Genomic DNA, 13,568 nt, shown 5'->3' with positions numbered 1-13,568 from the left:
AAAAATGAAAGCATCAGAATTATTAGATAATGAATATTCAGGTCATTTTGGTACTTATATCAAAGCGGCTGGCGATGGAATCTTAATCGAAGAATTAGAAATTTCGCTTCATGAGTTTATCCGATTTGTTCAAAATATTCCAATGGATAAATTTGATTATCGTTATGCAGAAGGAAAATGGACGATAAAAGACATTATTCAGCATGTTATAGATACAGAACGAATTTTTGCCTATCGTGCTTTGCGTTTTTCAAGAAATGATAAAACGCCTTTGCCAAGTTTTGAAGAAAATGATTATGCAGACAATACCAATTCAAATAGTAGAAGTATTCAAGATCTGCTTACTGAATTTTCAGCTGTGAGACATTCAACTTTATTATTTTACAAAAGTTTATCTGATGAACAGCTAAAGCGAATTGGAAGTGCTTCAGGAAATCAGATTTCTGTTCGTGCTTTAGGTTTTGTCATGATTGGACATCAAAAGCATCATCAGAAAGTTTTTGAAGAGAGATATTTGTAAAAAATAAATATTTGAAAATTTAAAATCCCAAAATCCATATCGTTGGAGTTTGGGATTTTAACATTTTGTAAACCCGACAGGTTTTTAAAACCTGTCGGGTTGGTATTTTGTATAATTTTTGCATTCTGTAAAACGAGGACTTCGACTCCGCTCTGTCTGACAATTGTATTCTAATTATTGTGTCGGGCTGAGCAGAGTCGAAGCTTTTTTTACGCCTTTTGATTCTTTCTCTCCAAAAAAGCCAAACCAAATCGAATTTTATCATAAGACATTTTTTCTTCAAAATAATCGAAATAAGGTCTTAATGCATTTGGATTCTCTAATTCTGTTTGAGCTTTTTCTATTTGAAGGATTTCATCTTCTGAAACAAACTGACTTAGATCTAAATCATGGCCATCGACATATAATTTTGCTAAATGCGAAATAATTGTGGTTGGATTTAAATCTCGCTGTTCAGCAATTTCTTCAACCGAAACTCCACTCTGAAATAATTCCAGCGTTTTTTTATAAGTATTATCTTTTTTCTCTTTTTTGACAACAGATTTATTTCTTTCAAATTCAATAATGGCTTTGATGAAATCTGCTCCGTATTTTTCTAGTTTTGCTTTCCCGACACCTTCAACAGCAAGAAACTCCTCGTCACTCATTGGTCTTAAGATTTCCATTTGGCGTAGAGAAGCATCACTAAAAATAACATAAGCCGGAACTTCTTCTTCCTGCGCAATTTCATAACGCAATTTGCGAAGTGTCTCAAATAAAGAGTTTTTAGTTGCTTTTGGTTTTGCTTCTTTAGTTTCACTTTTCTCAATTGTTTTCTTAACAACTGTCGTTAGCTTCACTTTTTCGCCTTCAAATAAAACTTTCTTCGCAAAAGGAGTTAGCAGAATTTTATTATGCTGATGAAAAGCAATTTCGCAATAACCCAAATTGATCAGCTGAATAAGATATTGATTCCAATCGTACCAAGAAACGTCATGGCCAATTCCGTAGGTTTTTAGCTCTTGATAATTTTTTTCGTAGATATATGCGTTTCTCGAGCCTCTTAAAAAATCGACAATTACGGCTAAAGGTTCAGATTCTTTTAAACGAACAATAGCAGACAAAGCTTTCTGCGCGAGAATCGTCCCATCGAAAAAAGTTGGAGGATTTTTGCAAATATCGCAGTTTCCGCAATTCTCGGTAACTAATTCGCCAAAATAAGAAAGTAGAATTTTTCTTCGGCAGCTTACAGCATCTGCGTATTGCTTCATTCGATCCAATTTTGCAAGCTGAATATCTGAATTAAGTCCTTCTGAGGCAAATTTCTGCAATTGAATTACATCGGCATAACTTTCAAACAAAACGGTTTCAGCAGGAAGACCATCACGTCCGGCACGCCCAATTTCTTGATAATATCCTTCTATATTTTTTGGGAGATTGTAATGAATTACCCAACGAACATTCGATTTGTCAATTCCCATTCCGAAAGCAATTGTGGCACAAACTACCTGACAATCATCATTTATAAACTGATCCTGAGTTTTAGTACGTGTTTCATTATCTAAACCAGCATGATAAGCTTTAGCCTCAATACCATTCTTTTTTAATTTCTCTGCTAGCTCTTCAGTAGTTTTGCGACTTAGGCAATAAATAATTCCCGATTCATTGGGTTTATTTTCAATAAAATCAATTATTTGCTTGACACGATCTAAAGCTGGACGAACTTCAAGGCTTAGATTTTTACGATCAAAAGAAGCTATGAATGTTTTCGGATTCTTAAGATTCAATTGTTTGGATATGTCTGTTCGTGTCGCTTTATCAGCTGTAGCTGTCAATGCTAAGATTGGAGTAGAAGGGAAGCGGCTTTTTAAATATCCTAAATTAGTATAAGCAGGTCTAAAATCATGTCCCCAAGACGAAATACAGTGCGCTTCATCGATTGCTATTAAGCTAATATTCAATTCGCTAAAAGCCATATCAAGATAAGAAAGACTTTCTGGTGCCACGTAGACTAACTTAAAGTGATTTGATTTTAAGTTGTCGATATAATATTGCTGTTCTTGCGATGATTGTGTACTATTAATATAACAAGCAGAAATTCCGTTTGTTCTCAAACTATCAACCTGATCTTTCATTAAAGCAATCAGTGGCGATATCACAATAGTGATTCCTGGTAAAATTAAAGCAGGAAGCTGAAAACAAATTGATTTTCCTCCGCCTGTTGGCATAATTGCCAATGCATCTTGTCCAGATAATACGGTATTAATTATAGTTTCCTGATTGGGCCTGAATTTTTCAAAACCAAAATTTTCTTTTAATGTAGCGTGTAGAATTTCCGAGGTCATAGGCATGTATTTTTTGTTTAAGATTTAAATGTAAAAATAATCCTATAAAAATAAAAATATAAGTTTAGCAATTTGCAATTGAATTATTATAAAAAAAGGAACTCCAAACAGAGTTCCTTTTTTTTATTAGAGAGAAAATGGATTAATCTTCATCATCTTCGTCTTCTTCATCATAGTCAGTATCAGCTTTGTCGTCATCATCATCGTCATCATCGTCACCACCATCAGTATCAGGCTTGTCGAGATTATCATCGTCATCATCATCGTCACTAATATCATCATCAAGATCTATACCTTTAACTGGTGCAATTGCATCTACATCAACATCTAAATCGTCATCTTCATCGTAGTTTTCAATTCTGTCAGCAAGTTTAGTACTAATTTTAACTAAGTAAATAGTGTCTTCAGTACGAACTTCAACAGCTTCAACCAATTCGTTTTTAGCATTTCTAAAACGGATTACATCCGAATCATCATAACCATCAGGAAACTTTTCAACCAAAAGGTTTAAAATTTCGTTGGTAAGTTTGGCGTAGTCTACTATAACTCTTTTCATAAATTATCTTATAAATCTAATAAGTATGCAAAAATTAACGGAGCAACAATTGTAGCATCCGATTCAATAATAAATTTTGGGGTTTTGATGTCTAATTTACCCCAAGTGATTTTTTCATTTGGAACTGCCCCAGAGTAAGAACCATAACTAGTTGTTGAATCTGAGATTTGGCAGAAATAGCTCCAAAATGGCACATCATGCATTTCCATATCTTGGTATAGCATTGGCACTACACAGATAGGGAAATCACCCGCGATACCACCACCGATTTGGAAGAATCCAATTCCGTTTGAACTGTTTTTAGAATACCAATCCGCAAGGAAAGTCATGTATTCAATTCCAGATTTCATGGTAGATGCTTTTAAATCTCCTTTAATTACGTATGAAGCAAAGATATTACCCATTGTACTATCTTCCCATCCTGGAACGATGATTGGTAAATTTTTCTCTGCAGCTGCATACATCCAGCTATCTTTTAGATCAATTTCGTAATATTCTTCTAAAACGCCAGACAACAACATTTTGTACATAAATTCGTGTGGGAAGTAACGCTCACCTTTGTCGTCAGCATCTTTCCAAATTTTGTAAATATGTTTTTGTAAACGACGGAAAGCTTCATGCTCAGGGATACAAGTGTCAGTAACACGGTTTAATCCTCTTTCTAATAAAGCCCACTCATCTTCTGGTGTTAAATCACGGTAGTTAGGAACTCTCTCATAGTGAGAATGAGCCACTAAATTCATGATATCTTCTTCTAAGTTTGCTCCAGTACATGAAATAATATGCACTTTGTCTTGTCTGATTACTTCGGCAAAAATTTTACCAATTTCTGCTGTACTCATTGCGCCAGCCATACTTACCAGCATCTTTGCGCCATCAGCTAATTGCTGTTCGTATGCTTTTGCAGCATCTACTAACGAAGCAGAGTTAAAATGCAAATAATGTTTTTCAATAAACTGACTGATTGGTCCTTTCATTTTTTTGTTTTTTTTTGAATTAAAAAGTTTAACCTTTTTGGATGTTAATGCAAATTAAGAATTTTTTAAGAAAAATTATAACTTAATCTGCCGTTTTTTTTACACCTTTTTTTTATAGCCTAAAATCTTTAAAACATCGTCTGAAGTCTGTTGTTCTGAGAACACTTCGGTTGCCAGAATTCCATTTTCGTCACGATCAATCAAGATGTGTTTCGGCTGCGGAATCAAACAGTGGTGCAGACCGCCGTATCCTCCAATTGTTTCTTGATAAGCGCCAGTATTAAAGAAACCAATATACAAAGGCTTCTCTTTGTTGTATTTAGGCAAATAAATGGCGTTCATGTTTTGCTCAGAATTGTAATAATCGTCACTATCACAAGTAAGACCTCCTAACAGAACCCGTTCGTAAGTATCATTCCAGCGATTGATAGCTAGCATAATAAAACGTTTGTTTATAGCCCAAGTATCTGGTAAAGTGGTAATGAAAGATGAGTCGATCATATTCCATTTTTCTCTATCATTTTGTTGTTTTTGATATAAAATCTGATAGATTGCACCACCGCTTTCGCCTACTGTAAACGAACCAAATTCCGTAAAAATATTTGGAACATCAACTTCAGCTTCATCACAAGCAATTTTAATCTGATTGATAATTTCATCAATCATATATTGATAATCATACTCAAAAGCAAGTGAGTTTTTGATAGGGAAACCACCGCCAATGTTTAGTCCGTCTAGCGTAGGACATTCTTTTTTAAGAGCAATGTATACTTTAATACACTTAACAAGCTCGTTCCAATAATATGATGTATCGTTAATTCCGGTATTAATGAAAAAGTGAAGCATTTTCAGCTCTAATTTATCATTCTCCTGAATTTGTTTTTTATAGAAAGAAACTATGTTTTTGTAACCAATACCTAATCTTGAAGTATAAAACTCAAATTTTGGCTCTTCTTCGGCAGCAATACGGATTCCGATTTTGAATTTACCTTTAATTTCTGCCTGAAGCAAATCTAACTCTTCGTAATTATCAATAATCGGAATAGTATTTTTATGTCCGTTATTGATTAATCTACCGATGTTAGTAATGTATTCGTCTCTTTTAAAACCATTACAAATTACATACGTACTTTTGTTGATTTTTCCATTTTCTAATAAATTCTCAACAATATTAACATCAAAAGCAGATGAAGTTTCGATGTGAATGTTGTTCTTGAAAGCTTCATTCATAATGTACTCAAAATGAGAGCTTTTTGTACAATAACAATAGTAATATTTAGCGTCGTATTTATTCTTTTCCATTGATTTTCTGAACCAAGCTTTTGCCTTGTTGATGTTTTCAGAAATCTGAGGAAGGTAAGTAAACTTTAATGGCGTACCGTATTGTTCAACCAATTTCATCAAATCGATGTTGTGAAACAATAGATTGTCTTTGTTCAATTTAAATTCCTCTTGTGGAAAGTAGTATGTTTGGTTTATTAGATCAGAATATTTTGTATTCATTTATTTGTCAATGTTTAGAGATTGTAATTATAATTTAATTTTAGGTTTTTGGGGACTTAATCTTAAATTCAAACTCTAATATTGGCGAATATAATAGGCAGTTTTTCATGCTCTGCTTTTGTACATTGGAATACATCAAAACAGAAAGGACTTTTACTATTATAGAAACGATTCAGCATTCTTAATAAAGAACTGTTGAGTCTGTTTCTGTAAGAGCTGAAGTGCCTTTGCTGATTGTTTGTTTTCATGGCGCAAATGTAAAAAATAATATATACCAAATGCAATGCTTTTGATTAAAAAAAGTTTAAGATTTATAATCCTCAAACGCCTCTAGAATCAATTTATTTTCAACGGATTGGTTAATTTTTATTTTTCCGATTCCTTCAATTAATGCAAATTGAATCAAACCGTATTCATTTTTTTTGTCGTGAATTAACAATTCTAAGATCGGATCAATGTCATTTTCCTCAAAAATCACATCATCGTAAATGTCTTTTATCACAGTTTTGATTTCACGATATTCTTCTGCAGAAATTAATCCTTTTTGAAGCGAAATATAACTTTCTAAGATCATTCCAACAGCAATAGCTTCTCCATGCAGTAAAGTCGTCTTTTCTTCGCTTTCTAAGAAGTAGCCTTCAATTGCGTGTCCTAAAGTATGTCCGAAATTTAGAGCCTTACGAATGTTTTTCTCCGTTGGGTCTTGAATAACGATTTCATTTTTTATTTCAACAGAACGATAAATTAATTGATCTAATTCGTCAAACACAATTGATTTTAAATCTGAAAACTGTCTCCAATATGGAGCATCATATATTAAACCGTGTTTCAGCATTTCAGCCAAACCAGAGCGCATTTCGCTTTGCGGTAAAGTTTCTAAATACTGTGTATCGATTAATACCATTTGCGGTACATTAATAACCCCGATTTGATTTTTAAGATTTCCTAAGTCAACGCCTGTTTTTCCTCCAACAGAAGCATCAACCATAGATAATAGAGTAGTAGGGATATTGATAAAATCTACACCTCTTTTAAACGTAGAAGCAACAAAACCTCCTAAATCAGTTACAACACCGCCGCCTAAATTAATAATAAGTGATTTTCTGTCTGCTCCAAGTTCTGTCAAGATATTCCAGATCTCAATACAAGTTTCGATATTTTTATTTGCTTCACCAGCTTCAAATTCTATAATTTCGATTGCCAAATCTGTTTCCAAAAGCGGAATAAATTTAGACAAACAATGCTCATTGGTCTGATCATCAACAATTATAAAAATATTAGAATATTTACTTTCTCTTAAATGTTTATTTAAAGCTTCGTAAGCATTCTCATTAAAATGTACGAGGTAGTTATTGGCTTGAATAGATTGCATAATTCTTTAGTTAATTGAAAGCGCAAAATAAGGCATTTTTAGCTTAATAATATTCAAACTTTAAGCCTAATTTGTTTAAAATGCAGGTTTGCTTCTTTAAAATTAAGATAAAATTATTCAAGAAATAAACATTTACTTCATAAATTAACATTTGCAATGTTCTCGTTAAGAATATTGAAAAATATGACACCGTTTAGTGAAAAATATTCAAAACACTCTCTATATTTGCATAAAAAATAAATTTTAATGGAAAAGATATTCGATAATACACAGGTTGCATTTTCACTAAAGAGTGACACTGAACTTGATAGAGCTTATTTTCTTTTCAAAATGATTGACAGCGAGCCTTTAGTACGAATAGGAACTGCTGTAACTAATTTTGCAATTAAAGCTCATTTACCAGTAGAAGGATTAATTCGAGCAACTGTTTTTGACCATTTTTGTGGTGGTGTAAACGAAAATGACTGTCTTACTGTAGTAGACAAAATGTTTACAAAAGGAGTTTCTTCTGTTTTGGATTATTCTGTAGAAGGAAAAGAAGAAGAAGAGCAATTTGATGCTGCTTTAGAAATGACTTTAAGAACAGTGGATTTTGCTAAAGAACGTTTGGCGATTCCGTTTGCTGTTTTCAAACCAACAGGTTTAGGACGTTTTGAATTGTATGAAAAATTAGGAGAGAAACAAACTTTAAATCCAGCCGAACAAGCAGAATGGGATAGAGTTGTAGCTCGTTTTGACAAAATATGCAGCGAAGCGTACAAAAAAGATGTTGCATTATTGATTGACGGTGAAGAAAGCTGGATGCAAGATGCAGCTGATGAATTGGTAACTGACATGATGCGTAAATACAATAAAGAAAAAGCAATTGTATTTAACACTTTGCAAATGTACCGTTGGGATCGTTTAGATTACTTGAAAAAACTTCATGAAGTTGCCAAAACTGAAGGTTTCTATATCGGAATGAAATTGGTTCGTGGCGCTTATATGGAAAAAGAGAACAAAAGAGCCGAAGAAAAAGGTTATGTTTCTCCGATCTGCGTTTCTAAAGAAGCTACAGACGTAAATTATGATAATGCTGTACAATATATGTTAGAGCATATCGATAAAATGGCCATTTTTGCAGGAACTCATAACGAATTAAGTTCATATAAATTAATGGAAATGATGGCTCAGAAAGGAATCGCCAAAAACGATTCTAGAATCTGGTTCGGACAATTATACGGAATGAGTGACAATATTAGCTACAACTTAGCCGAAAACGGATATAATGTTGCTAAATACTTGCCATTTGGACCTGTAAAAGATGTTATGCCATACTTGATTCGTCGTGCTGAAGAAAATACTTCTGTAGCAGGTCAAACAAGCCGCGAATTATCTATGATTAAAACTGAACGTAAGAGAAGAAAAGGGAAATAATTTATAGTTTTCAGTTTTCTGTCTCAGTTTACAGATGTAAAAAACTCCAATCTAAAAAGATTGGAGTTTTTTTTTTGCTAAAAATAAAACCCGACAGATTTTAAAAACCTGTCGGGTTTGAACTAGAGTTTAATTGGAATTTAGTTAAGAGTTACTAAACTGCAAGTTGCTTAAATTCTTATAAATTCCGTTTTCTAAGTTTATTAATTCCTGGTGCGTTCCTTCTTCAGAAATTTTTCCGTTATCTAAAACTAAGATTTTATCAGCATTTCTGATTGTTGAAAGCCTGTGAGCAATAATAATGCTTGTTCTTCCTTCCATCAATACTTCTAAAGCTTCCTGAACCAGTTTTTCGCTTTCGCTGTCTAAAGATGATGTAGCTTCGTCTAAAATCAAAATGCTCGGGTTTTTAAGCAACGCTCTCGCAATCGCAATACGCTGGCGCTGACCTCCAGAAAGTTTAACGCCGCGTTCTCCAACCAAAGTTTCAAATTTCTCCGGAAAACTATCCACAAAATTAAATGCATTTGCTTGTTTTGCTGCTTGCATAATTTCTTCATCAGTAGCATCTGGTTTTCCGTATGCGATGTTTTCTCTAATGGTTCCTCCAAATAAAATTACATCTTGAGGCACAATACTCATATTGCCACGAAGGTTTTCTAAGTCATAATCGTAGATATTTTTTCCGTCAACCGTAATTTCACCAGAAGTAATATCGTAGAAACGAAGCAAAAGAGAAGAAATAGTCGATTTTCCAGCGCCACTAGGCCCAACAATTGCTATTTTCTGACCAAATTCTGCCGAAAAATTTACATCTTTCAGAACTTGGATTTCCTGACGTGTAGGATAGCTAAATGCCACATTTTTGAATGTAACATTTCCTTTAATTTTCTCCTGATTTTTATTTGAATCTGAATTGATTTTCTCAGGACTTTCGTCTAATAATTCAAAAACACGTTCTGTAGCACCAATTGCTTTTTGAATTTGTGCATATAATTCGGCAATTCCACCAAAAGAAGCTCCTACAAAAGTCGAATACAATACGAATGAAATCAATTGCCCAACGCTCATTTCGCCAGCAATGCTCAAACGAACCCCGTACCAAACCACAGCTACTATGGCACCAAATAAACAGAAAATGATAAACGAAGCAAAATAACCACGGTATTTACCTCCTTTAATAGCCAATTTTACCACTTCGCTAATTTTTCCTTTATAACGTGCAATTTCGTACCATTCGTTGGCAAAAGCTTTCACGATACTAATTCCTTGCATCGTTTCTTCAACAATCACTTGACTTTCGGCAACCTGATCCTGCACTTTTTTAGAGTATTTTCTAATAAATCTTCCAAAAATCACTGCTGCGACTGCCACCAATGGAACTACAGAAAGCATTAGCAAAGTCAATTTGAAACTTTCTGTTGCCAAAAGAATAACGCCACCAATGATTAAAATAAACTGACGTAAGAACTCTGCAATTGTTGTAGTTAAAGTATCTTGAATTTGTGTGATATCAGCACTAATTCTACTGTTTAATTCACCAACTCTTTTTTGCGAAAAGAAAGTCATTGGTAATTTTACCAAATTAGTATATAGTGCCAAACGCAGGTTTGCTAATGTATTCTCGGTAAAGTTTACAAACAATGAAAGCCTGAAAAATGAAAAGAAAGATTGTAAAAATAGAATTGCAACCAAGCCTATAGCTATGGTATTTGCTTCGTCATTATTCTTGTTTTTTACACAGTCTACAAGCATTCCCATTAATTTAGGAAAGGCTAGAGCAGTGGCACCAGTAAGCAAAAGAAAAATCAAACCTATGAAGAATTTCCATTTGTGATGACCTGCGTATGTAAAAATTGTTTTTGCTTTATTTAGTGAAGTAGCCGTTATTTTTGATTTAGGCAAATCATTTTCTTTAAATCGCGCCATTAGATTTTACTATTTTTAGGTTTACAAATGTATAACTAAGTCGAATCACTACAAAGGAATATTACGAATTAGAGTTCTCAATTTGGCTTTTTAACGAAATTATAAGAAAACCTAAAAAAATATTCATTTTTAAGTAGCTTAAAAATAGAGATCTAGAAAAAAGTTTGTTTTTTTTTCTCAAAAATGCTTGCAAATACAAAATCTAGCTGTACATTTGCACTCGCAATCACAAAATGATAGCAGCCTAGTAAAATAGGGCGATTAGCTCAGCTGGTTCAGAGCACCTCGTTTACACCGAGGGGGTCGGGGGTTCGAACCCCTCATCGCCCACAAAATTTTTCAAAAAAAGGCTTGTAAATATAAATTCTAAATGTATATTTGCACTCGCAATCACAAAATGATAGCAACCTAGTAAAATAGGGCGATTAGCTCAGCTGGTTCAGAGCACCTCGTTTACACCGAGGGGGTCGGGGGTTCGAACCCCTCATCGCCCACAAAAGACTCCTTAAGTAATTAAGGATTTTTTTTTGAATTTCCTGAATGTAACAATTTACACTCAGTTTTGGGGAGATACTCAAGCGGCCAACGAGGGCAGACTGTAAATCTGCTGTGTGAACTTCGCAGGTTCGAATCCTGCTCTCCCCACGGAAAAATAAAGCCTATAAGTCTTTGGATTTATAGGCTTTTTCTTTTCAGTAAGTTTACTTTATTACTATACTTCCACATTGAATTTCTTTATCTCTTATTTTATAAAAAAGATTTTCTCCTTTTAAAGTAAGTTCTGTTCGCAATATACCATATTGATCACCTCCAATCAAACGAAGTGTTACAACATAAAATCCAGTCGATTCTTTTGGTTTAATAGTTCTTTTTAATGAAGATGGTTTATCAATACTCTTATCAAAAAAAGATTCTAAATTTGTCAAACCATAATTAAGCAAAGGTGCTTTCTGAATCGTCATCGTGTCAGGCGGAATTAATGTTTTATAATATTTTCCTGGTAAAGCTGGAATCTCATAAGAATCTATAGGAAAGTTAATTTTAAACTCAATTGGATTATCTGTCTCATTAATAATTCGTGTCCAAAATATAGCATAAATATATTTGTTTCCTTTAGGATCAGTGTATCGAATTCCGCCTTTTGGCAAACTATTTTGTACTATTATACTTTTTCCTTTAGAATAAGTATAGTCATATTTAGTGAAAATGCTTTTATCAGCATTAATAATTGATTTTTTATTCTTTTCTGTGTTTTTTATTGAATCTAAAGCTTCTGCATCAACAGATTTATTGGCTTGCTTACAAGAAAAAAGCATTAGTGCCAAAATCAATATTATCGCTTTTTTGTTCATTTTTTAACCAACTATGAATAATTAAACTGATTTCTATTTCAAGCATTTTTTTTAAATCACTGCATTAACCTTTTTGAAACTTACGTGATATTTCATTCAAAAAAACGCATCAAAACTTCCCTTTTTTGATTTTTGATGCTTTTCGATATAAACATCTAAAAAACCGCTTTGCTTTAAAAATTGCAGTGGATCTTTTATATTTAAGATTTCTTCAATAGCTTTTTGCTTATCTTTTTGGTTGTTGAAATAAGATTCGGTTATTTTATAGCCAATCCAATATCCTAGATCGTTTGGTCTGTCATCTTTTTTAGAAGTTCCATATAACCAATCCTGATAATCACTATTTTTTAATCTCTCAACAAATTCTTGGCACAATTTATCCTTATTTTGTTCTCCATATTGATATTCGATTTTATTGATGGATTCGCCAGAGATAAGTTCACCAATAAAATCAGCGCCGCCTTCCATCACACACCATTTTAAGAGCATGTCTTTGCCAGTGATGTTTTGCTGATAATGTATAAGTTCGTGTGCAATTAAACCGGAAATTCCGTCTAGGTTTTGAAGTTTTTCTGTTCCTATAACAATTCCTTCTGGCGCAGAAGTTCCGCCGGAATTAAATCTTCCGTAAACGAAGTAAATAGGAGGGAACTTAGCCTTTGGATACCAATACTTCAGTGCGCTATAAATTGCTCTTACTCTTTTTTCTTTTGTAGAAATACCATTTAAAACATTTCTTGAAAGTTCATAATCTGCTTTTCTTTTTTTTACAACTGCAAAAAGAGAATCAGCATTTATTATTCTGTTTTCAGTAAATGCTTTAACACCTGGTGAGCCTTTCTGCATGTATTCTACGAAGGGATTTCCTTTTGATTTCTCCATTTTATCAAAAGCTTCCCAAAAGTTTTTTGAATCTTTTGTTTCAAAAATTGCATCTAAAGGATTATCTGAAAAATTACTTTGCCCAAAGACTGCATTTTGAATAAAAATTAAGATAAGAATGATTAACTTTTGCCTCATTTTGTTTGTTTTAAAATATTAAGTTTTTCAATACTATCTCTAAAATTAAATACATTAGACAAATATTTTTTCTGTTTATCTTCTAAAATTAATAAACTATTAAAGTAAGTTATTTCAAATCGCTTACTTTCTAAAAATAGGTGCTTTAATCTATAATTATATTCTAATTCTTTTTGAATGCTAGTAATTATAGATAAAGATTCGGCTTCTTCAATTTTAAACCATTCACCAATATTAATTGGCTTGCGGGTTTCAGAAATTACTTCAATATCATTCTCTTTTCTTTTAAATAAATCGAGACAAAAATGATAAACTATTTCTTCTGGCACCAAGAGTCTTTTCTCTCCAAAATGCAAATTATAAGTAATTACAAAACCTCCTTTATTTTCAGGCTGGATTTTGATTTTATTTATTTCATTAATAAAAATAATGGAATCCGAGAGAACGTCCGCCTTGTGCTCGAAATTCTCTGACAGAATTCTTAGATTCTCAATAATTGTTAAAGCCATTGATATAGAAGGATTGAATTTCTTTAATATCTCGCTAATATAAATAAAACCTGATTACTTTATATTTCAACTTTAGCAAAACATTCTTTG

Annotated in this window: 11 protein-coding genes and 3 tRNA genes; 5 read left to right on the top strand and 9 right to left on the bottom strand. The window is 32.9% G+C overall.

The features are described from left to right. The first annotated feature begins 4 nt into the window (after positions 1–4). Positions 5–520 carry a DinB family protein gene (locus NU08_RS11015; protein WP_129747158.1) on the top strand — a complete coding sequence of 172 codons (516 nt, stop codon included), beginning with the start codon at positions 5–7 and terminating at the stop codon, positions 518–520. A 209-nt stretch (positions 521–729) separates the two neighbouring features. Here the strand turns inward: NU08_RS11015 and recQ are convergent, their stop codons facing one another. The 5 genes from recQ to aroB form a co-directional block, all read right to left on the bottom strand. After that, positions 730–2,844: a DNA helicase RecQ gene (recQ, locus tag NU08_RS11010; RefSeq protein WP_129747157.1), complete on the bottom strand. Its 2,115-nt coding sequence runs from the start codon at positions 2,842–2,844 to the stop codon at positions 730–732. Between the two features lie 142 nt (positions 2,845–2,986). Next, positions 2,987–3,400, bottom strand: coding sequence for a hypothetical protein (locus tag NU08_RS22330; protein ID WP_008468993.1), 414 nt, complete (start codon positions 3,398–3,400; stop codon positions 2,987–2,989). An 8-nt stretch (positions 3,401–3,408) separates the two neighbouring features. Next, entirely contained in the window at positions 3,409–4,377 is a 969-nt protein-coding gene (locus NU08_RS11000; protein ID WP_057117936.1) for a deoxyhypusine synthase family protein, read from the bottom strand. Positions 4,378–4,476: 99 nt separating this feature from the next. Continuing rightward, positions 4,477–5,880, bottom strand: coding sequence for an arginine decarboxylase (locus NU08_RS10995; RefSeq protein WP_111369071.1), 1,404 nt, complete (start codon positions 5,878–5,880; stop codon positions 4,477–4,479). A gap of 304 nt (positions 5,881–6,184) precedes the next feature. After that, positions 6,185–7,252 carry a 3-dehydroquinate synthase gene (gene aroB / locus NU08_RS10990; protein WP_129747156.1) on the bottom strand — a complete coding sequence of 356 codons (1,068 nt, stop codon included), beginning with the start codon at positions 7,250–7,252 and terminating at the stop codon, positions 6,185–6,187. Positions 7,253–7,498: 246 nt separating this feature from the next. Between aroB and NU08_RS10985 the strand changes: the two genes are divergently transcribed. Continuing rightward, positions 7,499–8,668 carry a proline dehydrogenase family protein gene (locus NU08_RS10985; protein ID WP_129747155.1) on the top strand — a complete coding sequence of 390 codons (1,170 nt, stop codon included), beginning with the start codon at positions 7,499–7,501 and terminating at the stop codon, positions 8,666–8,668. A 144-nt stretch (positions 8,669–8,812) separates the two neighbouring features. Here the strand turns inward: NU08_RS10985 and NU08_RS10980 are convergent, their stop codons facing one another. Continuing rightward, a complete protein-coding gene (locus tag NU08_RS10980) occupies positions 8,813–10,597 on the bottom strand; it encodes an ABC transporter ATP-binding protein (RefSeq protein WP_129747154.1) in 1,785 nt (594 codons plus the stop codon). Between the two features lie 255 nt (positions 10,598–10,852). Here NU08_RS10980 and NU08_RS10975 point away from each other — a divergent pair. The 3 genes from NU08_RS10975 to NU08_RS10965 all read left to right on the top strand — a co-directional run bounded on the left by NU08_RS10975 (position 10,853) and on the right by NU08_RS10965 (position 11,242). Continuing rightward, positions 10,853–10,927 (top strand) — tRNA-Val (locus NU08_RS10975). 89 nt (positions 10,928–11,016) lie between these two features. Beyond that, positions 11,017–11,091: transfer RNA gene (locus tag NU08_RS10970), tRNA-Val, on the top strand. A 70-nt stretch (positions 11,092–11,161) separates the two neighbouring features. After that, positions 11,162–11,242 (top strand) — tRNA-Tyr (locus tag NU08_RS10965). A gap of 56 nt (positions 11,243–11,298) precedes the next feature. Here the strand turns inward: NU08_RS10965 and NU08_RS10960 are convergent. From NU08_RS10960 to NU08_RS10950, 3 genes are all read right to left on the bottom strand, one after another. Beyond that, positions 11,299–11,949, bottom strand: a complete 651-nt coding sequence (locus tag NU08_RS10960; RefSeq protein ID WP_129747153.1) for a hypothetical protein — start codon at positions 11,947–11,949, stop codon at positions 11,299–11,301. Positions 11,950–12,045: 96 nt separating this feature from the next. Then, complete coding sequence (locus NU08_RS10955; RefSeq protein WP_129747152.1) at positions 12,046–12,969, bottom strand: DUF2268 domain-containing putative Zn-dependent protease; 924 nt, start codon at positions 12,967–12,969, stop codon at positions 12,046–12,048. After that, positions 12,966–13,478 carry a hypothetical protein gene (locus NU08_RS10950; protein WP_129747151.1) on the bottom strand — a complete coding sequence of 171 codons (513 nt, stop codon included), beginning with the start codon at positions 13,476–13,478 and terminating at the stop codon, positions 12,966–12,968. Before NU08_RS10950 ends, NU08_RS10955 begins: the two co-directional genes overlap by 4 nt. Positions 13,479–13,568 lie beyond the last annotated feature (90 nt).

The organism is Flavobacterium anhuiense (assembly GCF_004151235.1).
In the GTDB taxonomy this organism is placed as follows: Bacteria; Bacteroidota; Bacteroidia; order Flavobacteriales; family Flavobacteriaceae; genus Flavobacterium; species Flavobacterium anhuiense_A.
This window is presented reverse-complemented; position numbering and strand designations above follow the sequence as displayed.